This window comes from Ktedonobacter racemifer DSM 44963 (genome assembly GCF_000178855.1).
GTDB lineage: Bacteria > Chloroflexota > Ktedonobacteria > Ktedonobacterales > Ktedonobacteraceae > Ktedonobacter > Ktedonobacter racemifer.
The window spans coordinates 41,108-64,728 of the sequence record NZ_ADVG01000006.1; the positions used below are offsets into that span (position 1 = coordinate 41,108).

Annotated in this window: 26 protein-coding genes; 23 read left to right on the top strand and 3 right to left on the bottom strand. The window is 57.0% G+C overall.

Annotated features, from left to right (window positions below):
* Nucleotides 1-323 precede the first annotated feature (323 nt).
* The 23 genes from KRAC_RS59865 (at nt 324) to KRAC_RS59975 (ending at nt 19,867) form a co-directional block, all read left to right on the top strand.
* Nucleotides 324-911 (top strand): helix-turn-helix domain-containing protein, encoded by a 588-nt coding sequence (locus KRAC_RS59865; RefSeq protein WP_007923615.1) that lies wholly within the window; start codon nt 324-326, stop codon nt 909-911.
* Between the two features lie 237 nt (nt 912-1,148).
* The gene (locus tag KRAC_RS59870; RefSeq protein ID WP_007923616.1) at nt 1,149-1,934 is read left to right on the top strand and encodes a GntR family transcriptional regulator; all 786 of its coding nucleotides are present in this window, start codon (nt 1,149-1,151) and stop codon (nt 1,932-1,934) included.
* 253 nt (nt 1,935-2,187) lie between these two features.
* Nucleotides 2,188-2,430: a hypothetical protein gene (locus tag KRAC_RS59875; RefSeq protein WP_007923617.1), complete on the top strand. Its 243-nt coding sequence runs from the start codon at nt 2,188-2,190 to the stop codon at nt 2,428-2,430.
* Nucleotides 2,430-3,467: a hypothetical protein gene (locus KRAC_RS59880; RefSeq protein ID WP_007923618.1), complete on the top strand. Its 1,038-nt coding sequence runs from the start codon at nt 2,430-2,432 to the stop codon at nt 3,465-3,467. Before KRAC_RS59875 ends, KRAC_RS59880 begins: the two co-directional genes overlap by 1 nt.
* Before the next feature lie 3 nt (nt 3,468-3,470).
* The gene (locus tag KRAC_RS59885) at nt 3,471-4,082 is read left to right on the top strand and encodes a hypothetical protein (RefSeq protein WP_007923619.1); all 612 of its coding nucleotides are present in this window, start codon (nt 3,471-3,473) and stop codon (nt 4,080-4,082) included.
* Nucleotides 4,079-4,321, top strand: a complete 243-nt coding sequence (locus tag KRAC_RS59890) for a hypothetical protein (protein ID WP_007923620.1) — start codon at nt 4,079-4,081, stop codon at nt 4,319-4,321. The genes KRAC_RS59885 and KRAC_RS59890 overlap by 4 nt, the downstream gene beginning before the upstream one ends.
* Nucleotides 4,321-4,800, top strand: coding sequence for a hypothetical protein (locus KRAC_RS59895; protein WP_007923621.1), 480 nt, complete (start codon nt 4,321-4,323; stop codon nt 4,798-4,800). Before KRAC_RS59890 ends, KRAC_RS59895 begins: the two co-directional genes overlap by 1 nt.
* A complete protein-coding gene (locus KRAC_RS59900; RefSeq protein ID WP_007923622.1) occupies nt 4,797-5,303 on the top strand; it encodes a hypothetical protein in 507 nt (168 codons plus the stop codon). Before KRAC_RS59895 ends, KRAC_RS59900 begins: the two co-directional genes overlap by 4 nt.
* Nucleotides 5,300-5,791, top strand: coding sequence for a hypothetical protein (locus KRAC_RS59905; protein ID WP_007923624.1), 492 nt, complete (start codon nt 5,300-5,302; stop codon nt 5,789-5,791). The genes KRAC_RS59900 and KRAC_RS59905 overlap by 4 nt, the downstream gene beginning before the upstream one ends.
* On the top strand, nt 5,788-5,997 hold the full coding sequence (locus tag KRAC_RS59910) for a hypothetical protein (RefSeq protein WP_007923625.1): 210 nt from the start codon (nt 5,788-5,790) through the stop codon (nt 5,995-5,997). Before KRAC_RS59905 ends, KRAC_RS59910 begins: the two co-directional genes overlap by 4 nt.
* A 462-nt stretch (nt 5,998-6,459) precedes the next feature.
* A complete protein-coding gene (locus KRAC_RS59915) occupies nt 6,460-7,563 on the top strand; it encodes a ParM/StbA family protein (protein ID WP_157508438.1) in 1,104 nt (367 codons plus the stop codon).
* A 14-nt stretch (nt 7,564-7,577) separates the two neighbouring features.
* Nucleotides 7,578-8,015 carry a hypothetical protein gene (locus KRAC_RS59920; RefSeq protein ID WP_007923631.1) on the top strand — a complete coding sequence of 146 codons (438 nt, stop codon included), beginning with the start codon at nt 7,578-7,580 and terminating at the stop codon, nt 8,013-8,015.
* A 15-nt stretch (nt 8,016-8,030) separates the two neighbouring features.
* Nucleotides 8,031-8,339: a hypothetical protein gene (locus tag KRAC_RS59925; protein WP_007923632.1), complete on the top strand. Its 309-nt coding sequence runs from the start codon at nt 8,031-8,033 to the stop codon at nt 8,337-8,339.
* A 334-nt stretch (nt 8,340-8,673) separates the two neighbouring features.
* A complete protein-coding gene (locus KRAC_RS59930; protein ID WP_040449010.1) occupies nt 8,674-9,618 on the top strand; it encodes a phage antirepressor N-terminal domain-containing protein in 945 nt (314 codons plus the stop codon).
* A 180-nt stretch (nt 9,619-9,798) separates the two neighbouring features.
* Nucleotides 9,799-10,089, top strand: a complete 291-nt coding sequence (locus KRAC_RS59935) for a hypothetical protein (RefSeq protein WP_007923634.1) — start codon at nt 9,799-9,801, stop codon at nt 10,087-10,089.
* Nucleotides 10,090-10,240: 151 nt separating this feature from the next.
* Nucleotides 10,241-11,818, top strand: coding sequence for a helix-turn-helix domain-containing protein (locus KRAC_RS64895; RefSeq protein WP_007923635.1), 1,578 nt, complete (start codon nt 10,241-10,243; stop codon nt 11,816-11,818).
* A gap of 389 nt (nt 11,819-12,207) precedes the next feature.
* Complete coding sequence (locus KRAC_RS59945; RefSeq protein ID WP_007923636.1) at nt 12,208-13,206, top strand: hypothetical protein; 999 nt, start codon at nt 12,208-12,210, stop codon at nt 13,204-13,206.
* Nucleotides 13,207-13,763: 557 nt separating this feature from the next.
* Nucleotides 13,764-14,951, top strand: a complete 1,188-nt coding sequence (locus KRAC_RS59950) for a coiled-coil domain-containing protein (protein WP_007923637.1) — start codon at nt 13,764-13,766, stop codon at nt 14,949-14,951.
* 393 nt (nt 14,952-15,344) lie between these two features.
* Complete coding sequence (locus tag KRAC_RS59955) at nt 15,345-15,860, top strand: hypothetical protein (RefSeq protein WP_007923650.1); 516 nt, start codon at nt 15,345-15,347, stop codon at nt 15,858-15,860.
* The gene (gene mobL / locus KRAC_RS59960) at nt 15,857-16,540 is read left to right on the top strand and encodes a relaxase MobL (protein ID WP_007923652.1); all 684 of its coding nucleotides are present in this window, start codon (nt 15,857-15,859) and stop codon (nt 16,538-16,540) included. The genes KRAC_RS59955 and mobL overlap by 4 nt, the downstream gene beginning before the upstream one ends.
* Nucleotides 16,541-16,578: 38 nt before the next feature.
* On the top strand, nt 16,579-18,345 hold the full coding sequence (locus KRAC_RS59965) for a type IV secretory system conjugative DNA transfer family protein (RefSeq protein WP_007923653.1): 1,767 nt from the start codon (nt 16,579-16,581) through the stop codon (nt 18,343-18,345).
* A gap of 326 nt (nt 18,346-18,671) precedes the next feature.
* Nucleotides 18,672-19,238: a hypothetical protein gene (locus KRAC_RS59970; RefSeq protein WP_007923655.1), complete on the top strand. Its 567-nt coding sequence runs from the start codon at nt 18,672-18,674 to the stop codon at nt 19,236-19,238.
* A gap of 149 nt (nt 19,239-19,387) precedes the next feature.
* Nucleotides 19,388-19,867 carry a hypothetical protein gene (locus tag KRAC_RS59975; protein WP_007923659.1) on the top strand — a complete coding sequence of 160 codons (480 nt, stop codon included), beginning with the start codon at nt 19,388-19,390 and terminating at the stop codon, nt 19,865-19,867.
* Between the two features lie 191 nt (nt 19,868-20,058).
* Here KRAC_RS59975 and KRAC_RS59980 read toward each other — a convergent pair whose 3' ends face one another.
* The 3 genes from KRAC_RS59980 to KRAC_RS59990 all read right to left on the bottom strand — a co-directional run.
* Entirely contained in the window at nt 20,059-22,872 is a 2,814-nt protein-coding gene (locus KRAC_RS59980) for a VirB4 family type IV secretion system protein (protein WP_007923665.1), read from the bottom strand.
* On the bottom strand, nt 22,866-23,261 hold the full coding sequence (locus KRAC_RS59985; protein ID WP_007923666.1) for a PrgI family protein: 396 nt from the start codon (nt 23,259-23,261) through the stop codon (nt 22,866-22,868). The genes KRAC_RS59980 and KRAC_RS59985 overlap by 7 nt, the downstream gene beginning before the upstream one ends.
* A 32-nt stretch (nt 23,262-23,293) precedes the next feature.
* Nucleotides 23,294-23,621: hypothetical protein (locus KRAC_RS59990; protein WP_211221587.1), on the bottom strand; the 328-nt coding region annotated here is incomplete at its 5' end.

Here is a 23,621-nt window from a genome sequence, read left to right on the forward strand (position 1 = left end):
ATCGGAAACGAGTAGATTTGTCTAAGATTCGGTGATGGGCACCGGTTAAGATATGATAACACAACAATAATGATTTGGCAAGCAGCAGTTTACTGATTACGTTGTTTTAGAATCCAACGGTATAACCTGCGTCGCGGTCCCTCTCCCCCTTAAACGCATCTAGATCAGATTGGTAGATTTGCCACTCCGGGCCTACCTCCAATTGACCAGGGCCAGCGCGGGCAGTGTACACGGACAGCCACGGACGCCCGCGAGTATGATGCGTTGCAGATTTATGGTACTATTTGTAAGAGACGGCGCGAGAGGATAAGGAGGGCAGCAGTATGACGGACGACCCCGGACAGCCGACGATAGTAGAAGAGCAGCCAGCCCCAGCTCAGGAGGCGGAGATGGAGACCACAAACGAGGTGCAGGCATCACAGAGTGAGGTGAGTCTGACCACGACCCAAGCTGCTGCCCAGTTGGATGTGGACGCTCGTACCGTGCGACGCTACATTACCGAGCGGCGACTAAAAGCCCGGCAGGTCAAGAGCGCCAGAGGCCAGGAATGGCAAATATATCAATCTGACTTAGATGCGTTTAAGCAGGAGCGGGACCGCGCCGCAACCGAGGGCCAGGAAGCCGGATTGACAAGGGCCGAGGAGAGCCAAGCCCTCACCACCACTGTAGGAATTATCGCTGCTGAGTTGGAACGCCGTTCCCAGGCATTGACCGAGGCCCAGGCAACTATTGAGCGTTTGGCCCTTGAAGCCGGGCGACAGGCAGGGCGCAACGAAGAGCTAGAGCGAGAAGCGGCACGCTTGCGCGAGCGCGTGGCCCACTTGGAGCAGGAGCGCGACCAGTTGAAGGCCGAGGTGAAGGACCAGGGAAAGGGACCGCGCCGGATAAAGTTGCTTCCCTGGCAACAGTAGTAGGAGCCCGGTAGAAACTACCTCCACAGCCGATCATCCCCGCGAGTGTGACCGGAGATCCGCAGTCACAACCAGCGCGACCAGGCGCAGATGTGACACCCAGCTCCGGGTCACACTTATCATTATATTCCTTAATAGTCTGAAGTACTTTTATTTGCATTGAGGTATTTACACTAGTGTGATTGCAATGGTATAATCGCACTAGTGTAGTTTTATTGTTTAATTGGAGGCTTATAAATGCCAGAGAAAAAGAAAGATACCTCTGCAAAGAAAGTAGACACTGCAAGCAAGGTGAACTATATTGTAGAGACGCTGAAGACTGAGATTGAATCCGGAATGTATGGGCAGAGCGGAGCAGGAATTATTCCCTCCCGTAACCAGCTTAAAGATCGCTTTAGCGTCTCGCCTGAGACAGTAGGACGCGCTATTCTCCACTTGCGTGCTATGGGTTTAGTTGAAGCACAACCCAAAGGCCGCCATGTGCTTGTTGGTATGCTCAATCTCAAGTTGCCAGGAGTAACATCATCCTTTGATCGCTACCTGACCGAGCAGGGGCTAACCCCGGAGATGGCAAACGTTGGCACACCCGAAGTTATCTCGCTTGAAGGGAGTCAGGCCGCCCGCTTTCGCCTGCCAGCAGGAACACAGGCGATTAAGCGTCTACGCTTGCAAGGAGCCAAGCGACAGAATCATCTCTCATGGTATCGGCTCGCTGAAACCTATTATCTCCGCGAGTTAGTACGTGATGAATGGCTGGAAGCTATCCGGCAACATCCTAAATTTGTGCTTATTGACGCCATCAAGGAGGCGACCGGGAAGCAGATTACCCATGCTCATTCTGAACTCATCACCCGCTTTCCAAACCCGGACGAGCAAAGTCTGCTTGAGATCACCTTTCAAACGCCAGTAGTTGAGCACTACAGGATGTGCTATGCCGACGATGACACGCTCATTATGTTTAACCGTATTGTGGCCGTTGCAAATAAATTTACCTTTGAATTTGATTATCCCATCTCCATGTAGTTCCCTCTCTGTTTCTATCATTCCAAACATCGGATAAACTACACTAGCATTAATGACTTGACAGAGTACACTAGTGTAGTTTATACTTATAAAAGAAGGTCGATGCTACCAACACCGACCGCCGATGAAAGAGGCCAGTGCTACCAACACCGGCCACTAACAGGCGTCTAGAACCGTTTACAGCAACCCTAGACACCCATTACCGCATAATATGCGGTGAGGTGTCACAAGTCAAGGAAAGGATGTCCTTGCAGTGACAAGTCCTACTCTTATGCTGTCCTCCGACAGCCCCCGCAGCGCGAACTGCGCACCAGCCACGCAGACCGGCAGCGCCGGACGTGGCAATTTCCCCCCATCCACTTTTGTATTGTGTCCCGGCGAAGACCCCAACCGGCAGCGTACTGTATATCGCAATCTGACCGACCGCATTGAGCGCCAGATGAAGCGCAGCCGTAGTGTTGCATGGGCCTCAGCGTCTCGAAAGGAGGCCCGGTAATGGCAAACAGCAAATCACGCGCAGGAGCCGCAGCCGACACCACGAAAAACGTAGCTCGTACCAGGAAGAACGCGACCGCCACGATTGACCCAACCGCCGGACCTGTCCCAGTACTGCTAGAGGATGGACCGCGCAAGAGCCGCAGCAATGTGGTAAAAGCCCCCTATGCCACTGAAGCGAAAGAGGAACTAATAGCAGCATCGGGTGGTCTCCCTTCTACCTCGCAGCGCGCCCAGCGTGCTAAGCGCCTGAACGCCCAATTCATCGCAGCCGAGCAGCAGCGCCGGGCCGAAGCGTCAGCCCCGGAGACATCCGAGGATGAGGCGATCACGACCGGCGACGAGTCCGAGTTTGACGCCGATATAGAGCAAGCCTTGACGGCGCGCCGCCGATCCCAGCAGCGCGAGGACCAGCGCCGCAGCAGCCGTTATACACAAAATGTTGTGCCTGCTGAGAATCCCTATAGCTTCCAGAACCGCAGCAACCCGCATGCTGAAATCTGGCTTGCGGAGGACACCCGCAACCCGACCCGACAGCGTAAGGCGCGAGCTAGGCGTTTCTGGATACTTGCTGGTTCACTTACACTTGCCTTTATCCTGATCCTGGTAGCAGTGCTCATTTTTGTTGTTGGGCAGACCACTACCGCAGCCGTGAACACCTATCAAGCGCGTCATATGATCCATGCGAACTTTGGGCGCGGGGATGAGACGATCACGGCCTTTGTGCAGGACCATAAAGTGATGATTGCGGAAGTGTTCGCCGCCGACCCCAGCAAATCGCATGTGTACGCCACTGCCGACCTGCGCGAGAGCGGCTACGAGGACGCCGCGCACGTGACCGATCAGGACATCACGCTTGAGGTGCTGGACCTGAAAGGCGACGGCAAGCCCGATGTGCTTATCAATGTCCAAATCGCGCCGGGTACGTTCTTCTCTCCTCATCCGCAGGTGATGCGCTGGACGCTCATCAATGACGGCAAAGAATTGAAATTTGCTGGGAGCAGCACCACCAGCACGATTGACCAGGGAGGGAAGTAGGCTATGCTTGACCGTTCTCTCCCCTACCAGCGCCGCCAGAGCCAGGAGCCACGCCCCCGAAGCGTGGCCCAGGCCCCGGCACTACCGCAGAGCCAGCAGGACCAGCGCAGCAGCCGCAGCGAAGCCGTGTACTTTGATGCGACCTCCGCTGCCCTCTTTGCTCTCCATCGCGCCCAGGAGGACCTAGCCCTACCAGCGCGCACCGTAGCGCGTACCTCTTACTGGTTTTCCCAGCAGGCGAAGCGATCCCGGCGCGCTAACGTTACCCGCTACAAACTGGCTCAGCTCAAGAAGCGCGTTCGATGGTTGCGCCGCCGAGCTATCCAGATTTACCAGGTACTCAATGTCTTGCAGTCCGAGCCAGAGCCGCGCAATGTGATGCTTCTCTTAGACGAGGTAGCCGGGAGGGCCGCCGAGGCCCTAATCAAGCTAGCCCTCTTTGAGGAGATGAGAGGGACCCCGGAGTCTGACGACTGGTGGTTTTATCACATGTGCAGCGCGGAGGCCCTGAAACGGCTTGTAGTTGCGACCAGCAACGCCCGCGCAACCCTCCGTGCCTATGACGCCCGGATGCGCCAGCTATGCCAGCCGAAGGAAGGGAGGGCGCAGGCATGACGCAGCCACAGCCATCGCTAACCTCTACCTCCACTGTTGCCGCCCTCGTGCTGGAGAGCTCGCCACGATCGGCGAGCTTCCCAGCCAACGAGGCCGAGCGCCGCGAACGGTGTATGTGGTGTTGGCCCCAAAGGCACCCCAACCAAGCATACCCGCAGTCTTGGTCATCATCCATGTGTCCCGACTGCGCCGCAGCCATGCGCGCCATGCGCCAGCAGAGGCAGGAGGCGACCGCATAATGCACCATACCTCCTCGTTTCGTTGTCGTTCCAGGCAGCAGGAGAAGCAAGAGCCGGATGCCGAAGCCGTGGGGGCGATCATGCCCCCACCCATTCCACATGGCTACAACATTCTGGAAGATCCTTGCATGTTGTTTGAGAGCGGCGACGAGTGGGCCACATTGGCGGAGCATACAGGGACCGGCGAGGTTGGCTTGCTGGTGTACGACCGTCAGCAGGCTCGTGGCTTTACTGACGCCGAGAAATCTATATTGTTGTTTGCCTATCAGCTTCAACACGCCACTACGATTATCAACAGTCTGTCCGAAGCGTTCAAGCATGAGTATGCCGAAGAGGTTGGCATGCTGCGAAGCGCCTGGTGGTGCGTTGAAGACGAGGAGGCCCGCGCCCTAGTTGCCCTTCTTGGTCCTGTCCCCAAGGAGGACAAGGACACCCAGGAGCCAGCCGGAGCCGAAGCAGAGGGCGAGGTGCAGGCATGACGACCAGGACGAAGACCAGAGACGCCAATAGCGTCAAGCCGTTGCTTATCACCATACAGCGCCGTTCCAGATGGTACGCAGAGCTTGCCGACCCTATCGCGCAATCTGGACTCTGGCAGGTAGGCAACACACCTGAAGAGGCAATCCAGCTTTGGATAGAGCGACACCATCACCGAGAACCATCCTATACCCTTCCCCTATGCTACGACCATGTCGAGCGGTGGATGCGCCACCCTCAACAAGTCTGGTATTGCGACCTATGCCGCCAAGTCAAGCAGATCAAGCTTAGCGATGCTGGTTATCGGGAAGTGAGAGCAGCGATCAAAGCTGACCATCAGTTGCATGCACCCATGTGTGACGGTGCGTATGGGTGGTTGCATATCGTCAATCAGTTTCTCGTGAGTGACCTGGAGGACTTGCGCTGTGATCCTGATATCCCCGAATGGGCAAAGCCGACCATTGCGGAGCTGCTTCAGTTGCAAGAGCCGGAGGTGCAGCTATGATAGGCGCCCCGATTGAGGCGGTACGTAAGGCCCTGCCAGCCGTTCAGCAGGCCGCCAGAACCCTTGCAACCTTTGATTATCCTCTGAGTGCGACGGATTGTGAGGCGGCGACGAATGCCGCAAAGGAACTAGAGAGCGCGCTTGAAGCAGTTGCGGCGATCATGGAGCAGCAAGGACCCGTCGCTATCATCCATGATGCAATGAGCGTGCCACTGTACTACGCCTTAGAGCAGGGGGAGGACGCACGCTTGCGGCTTGCAGTCTATGCACCTAACCGTGAGCGCACAGCTAGGCGCTACCTCCGCCAGCGCCAGGATGTGGCGAAGAAGTACGCAGACTTTGCCAAAGCGGCGCAAGACATGGTGCAGGCGGCAGGCGACACGCCGACCCAGACACCACAGCCGCAGCGCCCACGACGTGAGCGCCCCGCATACTTGCGCCTTGTCCCTACCACGGAGACAGCCGCCGAGGAAGGAGGGCAGGTATGAGCAGCAGCCAGGAGCAGCCGCAGCCAGAGCAGGGGAGTCTCTTCGACCTGGAGACTTGCCCCCAGTGCAAGCGGGAGACAGCCAACCTACAGCGCGTAGGCTTGCCCAACGGACACACGGCCCTCTGTTGTCAGAAGTGCTTACCCGTAGTGCGTAAAGAGCGCACTAGAATGCGCGCCAAGCTATACCGAAACCTTACGAGATAGCGGTAACAGCCAGCGCCAGGTCAGGCGAGCTAGCCAGCCGCCCGACCTGGACGCCGATCTACCAAGGAAGGAGGAGGAGCCGCAGGGATGAAACGAGGGCAAGGCGGACAGCCCCGGACGACCGCCAGCCTCAGTGTTGGAGATCAAAAGGAGGAAGACGGACAGCCCCGGACACCCGAAATTGATATAGCGAGGGCAAGCCGGACAGCCCCGGATATCCGCAGCGTACACAGATGTTTGACCTGGATGCTCGCTCACCCGAAACATCCAGGTTTTACCGGCCTACTAGACGGTAGAACTAGTTCTAGAAAAGTACGTTACAAGTTCCTAATAAGTTCGTTACTAAAAGCAGAGGGGGCAAATCAGTACGGGACTAGTGAGGAACAAGTAATGAAACAGTTAGGTACTAATTCGGATAGTATAGCAGATATAGAAATAGCCGCAGAAGGAGAGAACGAGGCAATGGTCAAAAAATATGCGTATGGTCACGACTTTGGTAATGCCGAGATTGGCGGTGTGTTGACAAAGAGCAGCAATCAAGTTCTCACGCGAAGTATCCCTACTGCATTCGCCAAGATCGACACCAATGCCATGAAAGGGCTAGGCGTTGAAATGGCAGAAAGCCTTATCATCCAGATGGACGGCGAAACCACGTCCTACGGAGTTGGCCCAGTTGCGTTAGCGCAGAGTAAAGACCCCTGGACGGGACGTGGCTACATCCAGCGCTACGCAACAAGCTATAGCTTGCGTGGTCTGCTTGCGGTTAGCGGCTCGCTCATCACTGATAAGGAATATGAGCTTGAAGTTGTGACTGGACTCCCGGCAGAAACCTACATGAAGAATCAGGGACTACGCAAGGAGATCAAGGCCGCCCTTCAAGGGACGCACAAGTTTACGCTGGACCAGGGCAAGACATGGAGGGTTGCGCATGTCTCAGTTGCTACGGTCATCATGGAAGGCGCGGGTGCGCTTATCGCTTACGGCGGAAAAGACGGAAGCCCCCAGGGTGCAGGCGTGATTGACGTGGGAGGCAGAACCACAGACCTGTATGTTGCCCGTGGGCAGCAGCCCAGGATTGAATACTGTAAGGGCAAGCCTATAGGTGTCGTGTCTGTGATGGAGATGTTGAAGCAGGGATTTGAGGCGACCTATGACTTTCCTCTAGAGGACCTGGACGCCCGGAACATTCTCCATGCATGGGCAGCACCAGGACGCAAGAAGAAGTACCCGCCCCTGTCGATCTTTGGGAAGCCGGTAGAGGCAGAGGTGTTAGACCGCCTGATGAACGAGGCAACCATGCAGACCGCCGAAGAGCTAGAAGCGTTCGTGTCTGGAGCGTGGCGGCAGAATGATAGCTCCTCGAAAATCGCGGCCCAGTTTAGCCCGGTGCTTATGATTGGCGGAGGGACTTACTACTTCTATGAGCGGTTGAAGAAGAGCATTCCCCATCTTATCAGGCCAGAGGATGACCCGGTGTATGCCAATGCCAGAGGCTACGCCAAGATGGCAGAGAAGTACATGGCGAAGAAGGCCACAGAAACCAGCAGCGCCCAGGCCCAAGCGTAGAGGAGCAAGGCAAGATGCCCAAGGATAGTAAGAAGTATCGCTACCTAACTGCGGGTATCGAGTGGGATAGCTGGACATTAAAACAGTTGGAACAAGATGCAGAGCTGCATCAAATGTCCGATCAGATGGCAAAGCTTATGGTGCTCCGACTCACGGAGTACTATAAGCTCGTCGAGCGCGGCGTTATCATGCCAGGGGCGACTGCCATGATGCAGCAACAGTACCCACCGATCCAGGCCGCAGTACCCGCACCGTTGCCCCTCATGGGTGCCAACGGTAACGGAGCTATGATGCAGTCCTCTCAACCAATGAACGGCAGGCGAGAGAGCGCGAACACCGTGCCTCTCGCTCAAGCCGAGCCAGAGCCACAGATTGAAACCATCGGTGAGTCAGAAAACGCCGACGCCAACGCCGAAGAGGCGTTGAACTTCTGGGACATGGACGAGGACTAGTAGGAAAGGGAGCCGATGACGACGAGGAAGGAGCGTAAACCCCTCGCAGTGATGACGCCCGACGAGTTGCAGGCATGGCTTGACCATCGCCGGGCCGCAGTTGAAAGCTTCTCCTGTGATGTCGTTGCGCCCTACTTGCAGCGCCGGGAGGTACAGCGCAAGCACCGAGGCTGGCAAGGTGAGGGGACCCGCATCGACCGACAGTACACGGCCTTTCTGCGAGAAGCCGAGGAGCTAGCACAGGGGTTGCAGGAGTTGCGCGCCATGATTGAGGTACAAGAAGGCCAGGGCCAGGGCGACCAGCCAGAGCCGCAACCATCGTAGCACCTGCGAGCGGGAAGCGGAGGTGGTCACTCCCGCGAGTGTGACGCCCGGCCAACGGTCACAACCAGCGCCAGGCGCGCCGGGTGTGACATCCAGCTCCGGGTCACACGGACAGCCACGGACGACCGACGCGGAGTGTGAGCAGGAGGCACGGATAGCCACGGATACCCGCGCAACTGCGTAACCGTTGAGGCGGATAGCCACGGATACCCGCGCAACTGCGTAACCGTTGAGGCGGATAGCCACGGACGCCCGGACGATGGAGAGAAAGGATATGAAAAAGGAGTCTGTACGTTGCAGACCCCTTTTAGGAGAGGATGTAGAGGAGATCCGTATGGAGGAAGGCACCAAAGGCGGGCAGCCCCCACAGCAGGCACTAGAGCCAGTGCTACAAGAGGAAGTACCGTTCCGAGATCATACGATTACAGCCGTCAAGCTCGCAGACGGGCGTTATGCCGTAGTCTTGCGCTGGGTGTGTGAAGCGCTGAATCTGGACCCCTCCGGCCAGGTACAGCGTATCCAGAGGACGGCAACCATCGCAGGCGAGTTACTTCGGGTAAGGGTGCAGCCCCGTGCCAGGGCAGAAAAGCCCCGGCGTGGCGGTGGAGCGCAGATCATGCCTGTGCTCACGTTGCGCGGGTTCTCTCCCTGGATTCTAGGGATTAACCCCGGCGAGGTGGAAGAAGACCCCGGCAACCCAGCGCAGGCCGAGCATATACGTGAGATGATTAGAGCCTACCAGCAGGAAGCGATAGATGTACTGTACTCTCACTTTATGCAGAGAGCGGAAAGCCACAGCCACCCGGCTCTCCCACTTCCTAGTAGCAGCAGTGTAGCAAGCATTATACCCGTTCAGCCGAGCGCGCCACCACCAAACGCGACGCACGCGGAGCTAGCAACATATCATGCTGCTATGGCCTTGTGGCATCGTTGGCAGGCCGACCACCACGCGGAGGAATGGCGTGGAGAGATCGACACATGGCGCGGCTCAGTTGAGGCCCGCCTGGAGAGTGAGAAGGAGCTACTATCACTCATCCCAGAGGTGCTAGAGCGGTTAGGGCCGGAGAAGCTTAGCACAGAGCATCAGACCACCATACGAGGCATGGTCAAGCGGCTGAGTGACCTTACTGGCACACCGTACCAGACCATCTACTGGGAGCTTGCGCAGGCGTTTCAAGCGCCCCGCTATGAGGAGCTTCTAGAGAGCCAGTACCCAGCCGTGTTTGAGTGGTTTAGGAAACGTATCGAAGCAGCAAAGCAACGCAAAGGGCGAGCGTGACGCCCAACCAAGGGTCACAACCCACGCCACCAGGCGAAAGAGTGACGCCCGAGACAAGTCACAGGTTGCAGCTCCAGCTCACAGCGTGACCGTGGATCCACAGTCACACCGACGCGGCAGGGGGCGAGAATAACGTTACATCCATGCGTAACGAAACAGGGAGAGCGAGGAGTAGAAGCTATGACCAATGAAGAGCAGCAGAAGAGAGAGCGAGAAGCCGCCCTGTACGGCCCAGCAGGGCAGGCTGATTATGAGGCAGGGGACATCGTAAAATACCTTGATCCGCATAACCGCCAGAGCGACAAGCTACAGCAGGGCAAGCTTATTTTTGTGAGAGCACCCGGCGAGGGGGTCAGAGGAGGTGTGGTACATCCTACCTCTTTTTACGTGTTACCCCGGTTCGGGGGATTCCCCATCGTGATCTACGCCTCAGATATCGTTGAACTCGTCAGCAGGGCAGCAGACAAGTAGAAACAGTAGTAGTAATGATATCTTGACGCCGCTACAGAAGGGGCGTATATTAGCAACATCACAATAAAAGAACAGCGACACCGTCGAGTCTGCCAAACATAAACGGTGCCGCTGCTCTCTAAAACTCATTGACTGTGAGGTTTAATTTATCATGTCTAGTATAGCAGCCTTGCCTAGCACCATGCAAGGGGGGAGACTCTTTTCCGTCGCTGAATTTCCTATAGCGACCGAAAATACAACCCATTCCCATGAGCAGCAGCCCGCTCTCGATGAGCAGAGCGACGACCAGCGCGCCTATGCGGAGTTCACGGAAGCATTGCGCCGTGAACTATCTGCCAACTGGATAGGCGGATATTGCCAGATGCCGGACGCAGTGAGAAATGACCCAGACCTCGGTAACAGCGCGAAGCTTGTCTATGAGCAACTACTTTCCTATATGTGGCTGAAGACTGATCGATGTTGGCCCTCGCAGACCACCATTGCCGAAGCGCTAGGTATCAGCCGCCGCACGGTCATACGTGCCTGCGAGGAATTGTACCAGCGCGGGCATATCGAGAAGTGGCGGCGCGGCCTCTGTCGTACCAATGTGTATTTTGTGAATCCTATCTCATTCGCCCGATCTTTCCGACGTACCCATCGGGAGGAGCCAAGTGTTGCCGTGTTGGCAGCCGACAACCAGGCCCGCCGTGTGGATATTTCCCAGCTTCCACCAGCGCCCGATCCTGCGCTAGAGCATATGTTACAAAGCATGTGTCAAAATGACACTTCTGGAAGTGACACGATGTCACATCAGGAGGTGTCAGAATGTCACCCAAAACATACGAAAAGCAACCATATTCAAGGGAAACATACTCTTGATAGTTCTCGAAGCGCCAGAGGCGCAGAGCCAAAAAAGGAAGAGTTTTACACCCGGCCCGAGACTATACGAAGAGATGAGGATATCACCACCGAAACAGGTACGAGGGAACCCGAACCCGCAACCCAGGAACCGAAACCCGAAAATCGAAATACGGTAGCCTCTCAGGAAAGGCCCGCCGCGCCGCCTTGCCCGATCTATGTAGAAACCTATCTAGCCCGGCTCTCCGAGCGGTTTAACGACCTGCAACCCAAAGCCAGCCGGACGCGAGCCGCCAAGCTATACCACCGCGCCCGCGCTGCTGGATGCCTGGACGAATACGAGTTCGTGGGCAGCACTGATAGCCCTGAACCCTACTGGATAGCAGCCGCCGAGGCCGCGACCGTTGCCAAGCTTCAGCGTCCCGGTGAGGCGGGCATAACGAAAGTGGTCAAAGGCAGGAAGGTTGCAATGCCGTACTTCTTCTCCTGCCTGGAGGGGTTAGTAGGAAAGGCCGAGCAGGAGCGCGCCGCCTATGACGCCGTGATCCAGGACCTACAATCCCAGGCCCAGGCCGAGCAGCTAGCGCCAGAGCCGGAGGCCCAAGAGCCAACCTACCAGCCGGAGCAGGAATGCCCACGCCAGGACGACACCGAGGCCCAGGAGCCAGAGCCAACGACCGCGCCAGCTCCAAGCCAGGAGCCAGAGGCCCAGGAGGCCGAGCAGGAAGCCCCGCATCAGGAGCCAGAGGCCCAGGAGCAACCCTACCAGGGAGGCTACACCGTTGAATACCAGCCAAGCCAGGAGTCGCAGCGCGTTGACTTGCGCGAGATCAACCCGGTTGCTGCCGATGTGCTAGCTCGCATCAGGGCGCGCCGCCGTGGTAGCGCGTGATCCTGGTGGAGTGCGTGACGCGTGGCCAAGAGTCACACTCAGCGCCAGGCGCCGCGCATGTGACCGGCCGTAGGCGTCACAGTGGAGACCTCCAACTGCGATGTGGGACACCCGAGCAATGTCACACACTCCGCCAGGTCTGCGAGATGTGACCCCGGACCGGCAGTCACACCGCGAGCTGGAGCACTGACGTGTGACTGTTGGGTATTGTCACGTGGATGCCGGCCAGACGCATGCGTGACATCCAGCTCCGCGTCACGTCGCTGGCGGCGATCAGCGCACCGAGGAGAGTGATCGCAGGCCGCGTACCCGCCGCCGCTGACTTGTGACTTATAATAAGGTATAGCAGTCCTAAAAGGGGCGAAGAGTAAGGAGAAGGAGAAACCGCCATGAATGAGCCACCCATCGACGACCAGGGCCAGGAGCCGCCGCCGCAGGAGGAGCAACCCACCACGCGCAAGCGGGGCAGGCCCCGGAAGTGGACCAGGGAGCAGCGGCGCATAGAGCCAGTTGGCGAGGGCCGCATGTCCTTTAAGCCAGGGGACCCCCACCCGATGGATGCCCAGATTGAGGAGGCGGGCCAGTTGCGCGAGGCAATCACCCAGCAGCTAGAGCAGCTCCAGGGCCTTGTGCATGATCTGGCACAGCTCGACGACCCAGGGGCCGCAATCAGCCGCGAGGAGCAGGCCATCAGCAAGCTACTCTGGCGCATGTACGGCACGCGCAAGCACCGTGAGCACATTCTCGCTACCTTTATTGCAGCGCGCCGCCGTCGCCTGCTCCAACGATTGCAGGCCGCCGAGGCCGCGCTAGAGCAGGCCCGCGCCTTTTTGACTGCCGACGCGGGACTCTTGCCACTCCTACAGCAGACCATCGCGCAGGCCCAGGCGCATGCCCTAGCGTTGCATGGCCCGCCGCCACCAGTGCCAGGAGAAGCCCCAGGCACCCAGGAGGGCGAGGCCACCGAGAAGGAAGCCCAGGAGCAGGCCGCACCACCTGAGGAGCAGCCGGACCCACAGGCGGAGCAGCGCCACGCGCTTATGCAGAGCGCGAGCGGTGGAGACGACGCCACGACCACCCGCGCCGCGCTGGCAGCCTACGAGGAGCGGGCGCGTATCATGCGTAACGCCATCGGGGATGCACGCGGGTCCTTTGAATGGTACTACATCCCGAAGCCAAAGGTGCGCACGCGGGAGGCCGCTGAGCTTCTGGCACGCGGTGAGGCGCTACCAGAGGGCATGCAGGAGTTTGAGGAGGAGGAGGAACCCGGCGTCTGGGGGCCATATCTCCGGTACCGTTGGTGGGAGGGCAAGGAGCGCTATAGCATCGGCTTAGGTCACGTGCGAGGCGACGATTCCAAGTTTAGCACTGAGCCGCCCATCTTCTAGGGGGCCTCTGAGTATTAATGGAACGAAAACGCACGCTTAGGGCGATCCGCAATCCCTGTTATTTAGGGTGCATTGATCCTATCACCCAGCAGAGCACGCGCCCGCATTACCCGCTTACTTGTGACTGATAAATAAGCTATATAGCCCTAACTCAGAGCCTTTACCCCAAAAAAAGGCCAAAAAATGACCATTTTTACCATACTTGTGACTAATAAATAAATTATACAGCCCTAAATAAGCACATTAAATAACAGGGAATAGCAGGTATTTATAGGCACAAAATAAGCTCATCAATAAATTAGGGCTAAAAAATACTATATACAGCCCTAAATAAGCACATTAAATAACAGGGAATATCAGTAAATAACAGGGATATATAAGGGATTAAAAATATGTTTATCAGCCCTAAGTATCGAATTAGGGTTACTATTAAGCTTTTCCAGTCACAAGTCAGCGGGCAAAGGCAGGCGCGGATTGCAGGCCGGAGATCTCTCTGGTATACTGTGTCCTGTTTATACCTGTTCTTCCCTGTTATTTCTTGATAGGAGGTCGCACCCGTGGCATTCGTGCGGAAGCCGCGTTATACGCTCGAAGAGTGCTATAGCGCGCTTGACATTCACCCAAAGACCTTCCGGCGCTGGCTCACTGACGCCAACATGCAGCCGGAGCGCAGCCGCGCTGACGAGCGCATCAAATATCTCACCCATGAGCAGCTTGAGCACCTGGCACGAATTTATGGCCGACCGTGGCCGCCACAGGTGTCAGAGGAGGAGCACCAGCCTGAGCTTGTCCCGGCCCAGGCGTACAAGCTCCTGCTTGAGCAACTTGCAGAGGCCCAACAGGAGGCCCAGGAGCTACGGGCCAGCCTGGACACCCTCAGCACCCGGCAGGAGGTCATACAGGGCGGGCTAGAGGCCCAGCAGACCCGCCAGCAGCAGGCCCGCGAGCAGGCCGAGCAGGAAGCAATCAGACTGATCACGCACGAACTGCAAACGAAGCAGAACATAGAGGCCCTGATCGCGGAGGATATCCGCTTGCGCGAGGTATCGGAGGAGGCCACCCGCCAGCAGCAGCAGGCCAACGAGCGCCTTGATGCGCAGCGGCAGGAGCTAGGCACCCTGAAGGCACGCCTTGAGCAGCAGGGCCAGCAGTTCGCACAGGAGCTAGGGACCTTGCAGACTCAGGCCGAGGAGCAGCGTGCCATGCTGGACGAGGCCAGAGCAACCATTGAGGCGCAGAGCCAACGGCTTAGCGACCTAGAGGCGAGGCTTGAGCAGCAGGCCCAGCGCATTGACGCGGGGGAGAAGGCCCAGGAGGCCGCGCACCGGGAGCAGCAGCAGGCGGAGCAACGTCTCAGTGCCCAGACGCGAGAGGCGGAGCAGCGCCTACACGCTCAGGTGCAGGAGGCCCAGGAGGCCGCCCAACGGAGCCAGGAGCAGGCGCTTGCCGCCTTGCAGCGCGACCTGCTTGCCGAGGTTGAGCGCAGGATGCAGGCGCGAGAGGCCCAACATACCCGCGAAAACACGACCCTGCTCGACATTGTGGAGAAGGCCAGGACCGCCGCCGCCGTCGCCGTGCAGGAGGTTGAGGGCTTGCAGCAACAGCTCCAACGCGAGCAGGCCGCCCGTACCGAGCTAGAGCAACGCCTCAAGCAACTTCAGGCCACCCAGGCGAGCCAGCCATCCCCTACTACACGCAAACAGCGGGGTGGCAAGAAGACCACACCGGGCGATCCCCAGGCGTGACATTAGCCCAGCGCACCGACACAACCAGGAGCACCGACGAGGTGACGGATACCAGGAGTCACACATGCACCTGGCCGGCCACCATGTGACACCCGATCCGCAGTCACACGCTACGACGAGACTTCCCCGCGCCGAGGGGGAGCGGAGAGAGCGCCACGTTGCACCGGGCAACACGGCCCACTCCACCGACCCCAGGCAGCGGGACCCCTCCGGGCTGAGGCCCGTCTGGTAAGGCAAGATAAAGAGGGCATGGCCTGTATAGCAGGATGTATAGCTTTGATGTGGGAGTGAGCTTATAGAGTGGTCTATGCTGCTAGCAAATTGTATAGTGGCTAGAAGCGCCTGTATAGCTAATGCTATACTACCTCTATCTTGCCTTTGAAGGGGTAGTGAATGCCAAAGGAACAATTTAATGTGCGCCTGGACACGACGTTAAAACGTGCGTTGCAGGACCGGGCAAACGAGGCGGGGCAACCGCTAACACAGGTGCTTGAGCGTTATATCAGTGAAGGGCTTGCCAGGGATAAGGGCGCAACCATTGAGGCGAGCACCGTCCCTGTGATCCGCGCCGCGATCCGTGAGGAGATGCAGCGAAGTATGGAGACGTTGACCGCGCAGATACATCAGGATGTGCAGCAGATCAGCCGCCGCGATACCGACCGGCTTGCAGCCCTTACGGTCAAAGCCGCCCGGAGCGCGGGCATCGGGCAGCGTCTTGTATACACTCTGCTCGCGGAGGAGGTTGGCGAGGAGGCCGCCGACCGCGTGTTTGAGCGAGCTGTGACCTTGACCGCGAAAGAGCTAGTTGCTCGTTCCTCTCCACCACCATCATCCTCGAAGACAACCCGCCAGGAAGACCAGGGCGCAGCCGAGGAGAGTGGCGAGGAAGGGAAGGAAACCGGGGCATGATTGTACGTGGGCGCTACGTTAGCTCTAAGGGAAGCCACCGGGCCGCGCTTGGGCACAAGCTTGGCGGGCACCTCAAGTATCTCCAATATCGGGCACTGGGAGCGGAGGAGACGCGGGAAGATCGCGCTATCTTCTCGAAGGCCGAAGATAACGTAGCGCGCCCCGAAGTCATCAAGGACGTGATGGACCACGCCCACTACTACGCAGCCTACCATAAGCTTATTCTTTCTCCAAGCGAGAATGAGCCGGTAGGAGACTGGCAGGAGTGGACGCGAGCCGTTATGCGTGACATGGAGGAGCGCCAGAGCAAAGAATTGCGCTGGTACGCTGTTCTCCACCAGAACACCGACAACCCCCATGTCCATGTCGTGATCGCAGGTAAGGGCCAGAGCACCGACACGGGAAAAGAGAGCCTAGTCAAGATCGGCAAGGAGGACTACGAGGCCATGCGCGAGAGCGGGCGCGCCCATAGCGATTATGAATGGTTGCGCGAGCAGCGCCAGCATGTATGGGAGGCTGAGCGGGAGGCCCAGCGCCGCGAGCGGGAAGAACACCGCGCCCTGATGCGCTCTCTTCACACCCGCGTCAGAACGGCCCGTTCTCTCATAGAGAGCACAGGCGAGGGCCTGAATCGGCTTGCCCGGCCTGTCGATGATAACCCACTCCTTGACGACAGATAGCGAGAGATACACGCGAGAAAGAGAAGGTTGTATGACGTATGGACACGATACTACACCTGAGTCATAATTGGTCCCTCTGGTTCGGCATAGGTATTGCCCTGATTGGTCTGGTGGTGCTTATTCCGTTCTTGCTGGTTCAGAGAGGAGGCTTGCGCGGAGGCAAGACCGATTCTCACGGGTCAGCTCACTTTGCGCGCTCTGGTGATATCAAACCCTTGTTGACCTCGACACGGTGGCAGGAGCGCCGCAAGCGCAAGCGCGCAGAGGTGGCAGGAGTGCCAGCGCCCAGTAATTTAGTGTTGGGAACTTTCCAGGGGAAGGCCGTCGTGCTGGACGAGGAGACGCTAGAGACGCACGTACTCATGATAGCGCCCACAGGTGCAGGCAAGACCAGCCGCGTGATCCTGCCTGGATTGCTCAGGGAGGAGGGCCGCCGCAGTCTGTTTGTGATCGACCCCAAGCAGGAGCTTGTGAGGAAGAGTGCAGGCTACATTGCCCAGCATCACGAGGTCTGGATGTTTGCGCCGACCGATCCCACCAGGAGCCACCGCTACAATCCTCTTGCCTACATTGAGACGCTGGACGATGCCCGCGACTTTGCGATGAGTTGGATCCAAAATACAGGCGTGTCGAAAGAACCCTTCTGGGACCGGGCCGCCGAGTTGCTTATCACGGCGACGATCCTCCACTTGAGGACGTGCGAACGTGATGCGCCGTTCTCCAGGTTGGCGAAGATCTTTAGTGGTATGTCCTTTGAGCAGATTCAGGCATTGCTGAAGGACAGTAAAAACGAGACCGCGAGGGAGATGGCAACCTCGTTTCTGTCCAACATGGAGAAAAACGATAAGCTTGTAGGTAGTGTGTTGACCGATATTGCCAACCGCTTTTTCATGCTGTTCTCACCGGAGATCGCCGCCGCGACCGCAGAGAATGACATCGATTTTAGCGCCATGGCTGATCGGCCTATTGCCCTCTATCTCTCTATTCCCTTTGACGATGCCGAGCGCTTGCGCCCGCTCTCTGCCACGTTCATCATGCAGATGATGCGCACCTGGATACGGCGCGCCGACCGCAACCCATGGGGGCAGCTCCCCCGCGCTATTGGCTGTTACCTCGACGAGCTTGCCAATGTTGGGCGCATTCCCCACTTCGAGAGCTACATCTCGACACTCAGGAGTAAGCGCGTTGGCCTCTTGATGGCGATCCAGGCGTTTAGCCAGCTTGAAGAGGTGTATGGACCCGCAGGCAAGGAGACGATCATCAGCAATAGCCGGACCAAGTTGCTGCTACCAGGGGCCGGTTTGGAGGAGTGCAAGTACTTTAGCGAGCTAACCGGGGAGACGACCGCCGTAGCGAAAGGCCAGAGCAAGAACATGCGCGGCATGATCTTTGCCGACTCAGAGAGCTTTACTAAGAGCGAGACAGCGCGGCCCCTCATGACGCCCGACGAGATTAGAACTATGCCCGAAGGGTCAATTCTCATGGTATCGGGCCGCCTGCCTGCTGTGCTTGTGGAGAGTAGCCCCTACTTCGAGACTCCGGCACTGGTAGCGCGGTCAGCCCTCGCATTGACGTTGCCTGAACGGCCCGCCGACCTACCACCATTGACGTTGCCTGAGTGGTTCTCTGAGCTGGAGGAAGTGGTGAAGACGGAGGAGGAGCAGCCGCAGGATATCATAAGGCCGCCGAGGAGGAAAAGGCGCGGGCGAGGAGGAAAAGGCGCGAGCGAGGAGAGAACCCAGCAGGAGAACCAGGAGCCAGGGGGGGATGTATACGATTGGGATATTACCTTGCCTAAAATCTAGGCAAGATGCTTGCACGTATGGTACGCTAATGGTATCTTGCTCCCTTGTTTCTGTTTTCCTTGGACTTACGCCGGAAGTAGATCAAGATTCGTCTGCTTTGTCTGTCGCTGGAAGACGAGGAACAGGGGCAAGGGAGCGTCTATTATTATCTGTTGGTGCTGTCGCTGTGAACTCCTTTGTTGTGAGTTTGCGCCGGAAGCCAACTAGCTTGCATTATTGCGTACGCGATAGAAAGGAGGTGAACCCACAAGAAATGCTGTTCTAGCATCTTTTTGTGCTCTTTTCTGTCGCAATTTTTTATGCGATGCGCCAGAGGAGCAAAAAAGATGAAAATGCTGAACAGCAAAATAATCATGAGGAACTGCGAGTACGTGGGTGAAAAGTGTGCAGAGTTGGGCCTCAATGTCAAACTCTTGTTGGTTGGCGGTGCGTATATGTTACTACTCATGGGAAACCGGCCAACAACCCACGATGTGGATGTCGTAGTTATCCTAGATCAACCGACTGAAGCCGAAAATCGGCAGCACTACCGAGATGTGAAAGCTGTTATTGCGGCTGTGACGAAAGAACGGGGACTTCCTAATGCATGGTTAAATGATGATGTAACAACCATCACAGACCAAGTTGGGACACCTCGTAACGCACGTCTATGGAAGCGATTTGGAGGGCTGTACATCTATGTGCCTGAACCAGCGTACATGTTGGCTCTCAAGCTTTTCTCTGCTCGTCCTCGTGATGACCGAGACATTCAAGCATTAGCTGAGAAGCTTCACGTGTCAACCCAAGCACAGGCATGGACGGTATTGCAAAGGCATATTAATCCTCGATTCCTTGCAGATCGTGAGCATCAAAAGAAGGTGCAAAAAGCGCTAAAGCGAAACTTCAAGGAATAGAGGTTGGAAGGTGGTTGCTCGTCAATCACCTTCCAGCTCTTTCCTTTCTCCTCCCCTTTTCACATTGCTCGCTCGCCTCTCTATGATTTGTGATATAATAGAAGAAACGTTCTATTTGTTTACAGGCATGAACAGCGAGGCGTGTGAAGATGCTATCCTCTCCACTTCCTTATACGATTCATCCCATTGTTGACGTCATTCATGCGATTGACCAGGGCCAAGATCCGTGGGCATCCTTTAATGCGTTCTATCATGATTGGTGGGGCCATGCCGTTGCATATCGGCAGGAGTTAATTGCAGAACCGCCTGCAACTCCAACCACAGAAGAGGGCAAACGTTGGGCCGCCTTTGCCGCAGCGACCGTTGAGGAACTCTGTAACCGCCATGATATTCCCTGTCCTGAATGGACACAGCAGCCCTTCTACTTCCTGGCAGAACCCTGGTATATATGGCCTCAGCCATCGTTGCATGAGGAGTTGCAGAAAAGCACTCTAGCACCCTACAAGCGGCGTAATGTGTATGCAGGCGGAAATGTACTTGACAATAAGTATGAGTTGAAAGAGCTGTTTGGGCCGACCGAAGAAGCTGCAATCAGACAAGCAAACACTTGGATACTTACCGACGAATGATACCCTCCTTGTTGTTCCGGCGAGGTCAGTGAGAAGAAACGTTACGCGTGGTTGTAACGAAACCATAGAAGATAATCCGGCAAAAAAGGCGTCACACTTGAAAGCTTCAGCTCTCAATGTGACGCTTCTTTTGTGTCACGTGTTCGCCTGGCCACGCGCCGTGTGACCGGGAGCTGCGTGTCACGTTCTCGCTAGTGATCGGTGGCGCGCCCAGGTCGCTCAAGACGGAGTTTTCTGTACCCGCTTGGGGGCGTAGCCCCAGTGTCAGCGCCAGGAGCAGCCGCGAAGAAGTTGGGCATCACAACATCATACTCCGTCGTGCGAGTGGCGACGTTGATCACCGGCAGCGCAACCGCAGTAGAGTCTTTATCGTGCTCCGTATCCTCTTCGCTCTCGTTGGGGTTCGTGGTTGCCAGCTTATACTCCACAGGCGAGGCCACGACCCGCAGCGGGACATGCGAGCTCCGCGCAAAGAAGAGGCCGGACCCCTTGGCACATGACAGCAGATACTTTCTCTCTTCATCCGAGAGGTGGAACGCCTGTGTCACGGCGTCAATGGTGCTGCTATCTTGCTTCATGAGGAACTTCATGGAGGCATTGACCAGGATGGTACGCCCTGCCTCTGATGAGAGGCAGTCCTCTACGTCCTGGCTGATGATGCGCAGGCACAGGTTGTACTTGCGCGCCCGGCGTGCCATGGACGCCAGGAAGCGGCCACCCTCTTCAAATTGCAGCAACGACCATGCTTCATCAATGACGAGCAGCCGAGGGTGATACTTGCGCGAGCGCCGTACCAGCGTCCACACGTAATCTGTGATGAGGAGGAGCGCCGCCGGGCGGCTCTCGCTATCCAGGTCGCGGATATTGAACACGGTGAGCGGGCGGTTTGTATCCAGGCGCGTCTGATCGGGGAAGCTTGGCACGAACCTTTGTAAGCGGTCAGCCAGTTCATAAGAGTCTTCCCCACATTCACCACTTCGCAAGACGTTGTAGAAGTCCGTCATGTTGGGCGGTCGGTTGACGTGCGTGCTCCTATCGGCAGTGATGCCTGCCTTGTGATAGGTGAGGTGCAGACACCTTGTTAGATAGGCTTTCTCACGCTGGGAGAGTACGCCCGGCGTCTTATCTGCTATGAGCAGGTCAAAGAGGGCCAGCAAGCTTTGAAACTTCTCCTCTAACACGTTCCTATCGTCAGCATCAGCGCCCGGTAAGTCAAATGGGTTGAGTTGATAGTTCCCCGTGCTCATGCGAATGTTGACGCCATCGTACTGCTCACAGAGCGCCTTGTATTCGTTCTCAGGGTCGATGACAAGGGCATCAAACCCGGCCAGGATATAGCGCCCTACCCTCACTTTCTCATCGAAGGACTTGCCCGCCCCGGAGCGGGCGAACTTGACCTCGTGCCCATTTTCGAGGAGGTCACTCAAAGGGTCCAGAATGACCAGGGAGCCATTAGGCATGATACCAGTCAGAATGCCCGTTGGTGTGCTTAGATTGGTAGAGCTAAATGGGAAGCCCATCATCAGCGAACTGGTGTCCAGTATCTTCTTGCGCTTGAGAATGTCGCGGCCATCCGGCAGGCCACACTGCCAGGCGCGGTGATGCTCATAGGTGAGGTCCACTGCTGTCAGCTCTAGGGACTTGAGGAGCGAGAGCAGGCGCGCCGACTTCTCCGCGAGTTGCAGCTTGTTTGTGCCCCGGACCAGGATATACGTGGATACCTCGAAGGCTTGCTCTGACCTGTTGACCAACTTCTTGCGCAGATCCTCAATATCTGTTCTGGCTGCCTCAATATAGGGGTCAGGTGTCTTGCCATGATGCTGCTCCGCAAGCTGCGTACCGCGTAGTGTCGTCAATCTGCGAGAGAGATGTGAGACAAACGGCCCCGCCTCTTGTGGTGCGATATACACGATCAAGTCAACGTCAGGCTCTTCTATCTGGACGAGGCGATCAAACCAACCCGCCTCAACTTCAGCAGGATAGCCAATGAGGGTGAAGGCACGCAGAAATTCATTGCCCACATTATGCCTAACCGTCAGGCAGTCAGGCGCGACATGCAGCCCTGTGGGAGCCACCAGCTCCGCCGCATTGACGAAGCGGTCAGGGGCCTTTTCCGGGGTGTCTGTAGTGGCCGTGGCCGTGGTCCTGGCCCTGGCAGGCTTGCCTTTGTTGCCCTCGTTGGTCACTGTGGCCGCAGCAATGGTGTGTGTCTCAGCCGTGTTATTCACGTCCTGCTGTAGTATGTTCTCATCAGGACGTGCCGAGATCGTGGCATCAAGGTTGATATCCAGGTCCCCCGCAGCCGGGAGGCCAGCCAGCGCGACAGCCGCCGCCGTTGGCTTTATCGGGCGCGCCACCGCCGCGAGGTTGGAACCTGCAAGCGGGAAGTCGCGGGCCTGTCCAGCATGCACACAGGACTGATAGTAGTGAGCCAGCTCCACATTGTCGAGTCGATGCGAGGTCAGGCCCGCACGATCCAGGTCAGCGATAATATCATTGCAGCGTAGGCTAAGCTGGCTACGGGCCTGACTGCATGCGTCCGGTTGCTTTTTGGCTGACTTGGCCTTTTCATGGTCACTTGGCACGATGATGTAAAAACGCCTCTGTAACAGGGTATGGGTAGCCGCCAGCGTCAAGACGAATTCCTTGTGATCGACGGCCATCTCTCCGATAGCTGGTGTACGAGCGTTTTGGGCCGCCAGGTCAAGCCGTGAGAGATAGGGGTCAATGTCGTAGCGTTCAATGCGGATATGGATGCTAATGGCAAAGGTGAGGCGGTTGAGAAGCACCCGGAAGGACTCTAAGACCGCCTCTTTTTCCTTGTCGGAGAGCAGTGTGAAGTTAAGCGGGTCCACTGCCACCACGGCTTTATATTCGCGGTCATAGGCAGGCCCCGCCGTTTTGAGGCAGAGGCACCCATGCTCTATCTCACGTACGCCTATGAGATCTAACACCTTCCCTAGTTTGGGGGAGACGTGTTTGTGTTTGCGTAGATCGACTACCATTCTTCAATTGTCCCTTCATTCGATGCCGCCTTGTCGCTCTCGTCCTCTGAGTCAGGGGAGAGATCATAGGTAGAGACCGTAAGAGGCTGATGCAGATAAATTTTCGGGTCACCCAGATACAATAGAAAAATGACGATCCAGACCTCAAGGCCGCGCCCCTTGATCTGGATGAAGGCCGTTGCCGTGCAAAACGCCCCGACCAGGAAGGCGCACAGGGCCGCTACCAGAAGACCAGTGACGCCAGGAATGGCGGTGCTTGCTGTGCTCCAGGCGGAGTAACCCATACCCGCGCCCAGACCAATCAGCAACGATTGGCGAGCGGTCAGGCCAAAGAGTAGCGTATCTGGTTGTTCCAAGTGAATTGGTAATTTATGCCTGAGTGTGCTCATACGCTGGTTTCTCTTCTTTCCTCTCTCGCTATCTATTTACCGGCGATGTGCTGAATGATGGTTTGAAAGGTGGAGAGGCCCGCCAGGAGCACCCCGCCGATCACTACGAAGATCAAGGAGGTAATGGCCGCGGCTTTTCTCCTCTCACCACCCAGGGAGGTTGCCAGGAAGATGATGCTACATAGGAGCGAGATCACGAGGACACTGCCAGCAGCGATCTGGAAGATCGTCACAAGGTTGTCAAACCATGATTGGACATCCTGAAACTTTCCAGGGTCGGTCCCAAGGGGGGCGAGCTGTGTAGCAAGGGTTGCGATAAGGGTATGCATAATGACGTGTTTCTCCTTTTGTTTGTCTATA

What these genes read in the sequence shown, in the direction of transcription:
- KRAC_RS59865 (WP_007923615.1), top strand. Translation starts at nt 324, where the DNA reads ATGACGGACGACCCCGGACAGCCGACGATAGTAGAAGAGCAGCCAGCC.
- KRAC_RS59870 (WP_007923616.1), top strand. Translation starts at nt 1,149, where the DNA reads ATGCCAGAGAAAAAGAAAGATACCTCTGCAAAGAAAGTAGACACTGCA.
- KRAC_RS59880 (WP_007923618.1), top strand. Translation starts at nt 2,430, where the DNA reads ATGGCAAACAGCAAATCACGCGCAGGAGCCGCAGCCGACACCACGAAA.
- KRAC_RS59885 (WP_007923619.1), top strand. Translation starts at nt 3,471, where the DNA reads ATGCTTGACCGTTCTCTCCCCTACCAGCGCCGCCAGAGCCAGGAGCCA.
- KRAC_RS59890 (WP_007923620.1), top strand. Translation starts at nt 4,079, where the DNA reads ATGACGCAGCCACAGCCATCGCTAACCTCTACCTCCACTGTTGCCGCC.
- KRAC_RS59895 (WP_007923621.1), top strand. Translation starts at nt 4,321, where the DNA reads ATGCACCATACCTCCTCGTTTCGTTGTCGTTCCAGGCAGCAGGAGAAG.
- KRAC_RS59900 (WP_007923622.1), top strand. Translation starts at nt 4,797, where the DNA reads ATGACGACCAGGACGAAGACCAGAGACGCCAATAGCGTCAAGCCGTTG.
- KRAC_RS59905 (WP_007923624.1), top strand. Translation starts at nt 5,300, where the DNA reads ATGATAGGCGCCCCGATTGAGGCGGTACGTAAGGCCCTGCCAGCCGTT.
- KRAC_RS59910 (WP_007923625.1), top strand. Translation starts at nt 5,788, where the DNA reads ATGAGCAGCAGCCAGGAGCAGCCGCAGCCAGAGCAGGGGAGTCTCTTC.
- KRAC_RS59915 (WP_157508438.1), top strand. Translation starts at nt 6,460, where the DNA reads ATGGTCAAAAAATATGCGTATGGTCACGACTTTGGTAATGCCGAGATT.
- KRAC_RS59920 (WP_007923631.1), top strand. Translation starts at nt 7,578, where the DNA reads ATGCCCAAGGATAGTAAGAAGTATCGCTACCTAACTGCGGGTATCGAG.
- KRAC_RS59925 (WP_007923632.1), top strand. Translation starts at nt 8,031, where the DNA reads ATGACGACGAGGAAGGAGCGTAAACCCCTCGCAGTGATGACGCCCGAC.
- KRAC_RS59930 (WP_040449010.1), top strand. Translation starts at nt 8,674, where the DNA reads ATGGAGGAAGGCACCAAAGGCGGGCAGCCCCCACAGCAGGCACTAGAG.
- KRAC_RS59935 (WP_007923634.1), top strand. Translation starts at nt 9,799, where the DNA reads ATGACCAATGAAGAGCAGCAGAAGAGAGAGCGAGAAGCCGCCCTGTAC.
- KRAC_RS64895 (WP_007923635.1), top strand. Translation starts at nt 10,241, where the DNA reads ATGTCTAGTATAGCAGCCTTGCCTAGCACCATGCAAGGGGGGAGACTC.
- KRAC_RS59945 (WP_007923636.1), top strand. Translation starts at nt 12,208, where the DNA reads ATGAATGAGCCACCCATCGACGACCAGGGCCAGGAGCCGCCGCCGCAG.
- KRAC_RS59955 (WP_007923650.1), top strand. Translation starts at nt 15,345, where the DNA reads ATGCCAAAGGAACAATTTAATGTGCGCCTGGACACGACGTTAAAACGT.
- mobL (WP_007923652.1), top strand. Translation starts at nt 15,857, where the DNA reads ATGATTGTACGTGGGCGCTACGTTAGCTCTAAGGGAAGCCACCGGGCC.
- KRAC_RS59965 (WP_007923653.1), top strand. Translation starts at nt 16,579, where the DNA reads ATGGACACGATACTACACCTGAGTCATAATTGGTCCCTCTGGTTCGGC.
- KRAC_RS59970 (WP_007923655.1), top strand. Translation starts at nt 18,672, where the DNA reads ATGAAAATGCTGAACAGCAAAATAATCATGAGGAACTGCGAGTACGTG.
- KRAC_RS59975 (WP_007923659.1), top strand. Translation starts at nt 19,388, where the DNA reads ATGCTATCCTCTCCACTTCCTTATACGATTCATCCCATTGTTGACGTC.
- KRAC_RS59980 (WP_007923665.1), bottom strand. Translation starts at nt 22,872, where the DNA reads ATGGTAGTCGATCTACGCAAACACAAACACGTCTCCCCCAAACTAGGG.
- KRAC_RS59985 (WP_007923666.1), bottom strand. Translation starts at nt 23,261, where the DNA reads ATGAGCACACTCAGGCATAAATTACCAATTCACTTGGAACAACCAGAT.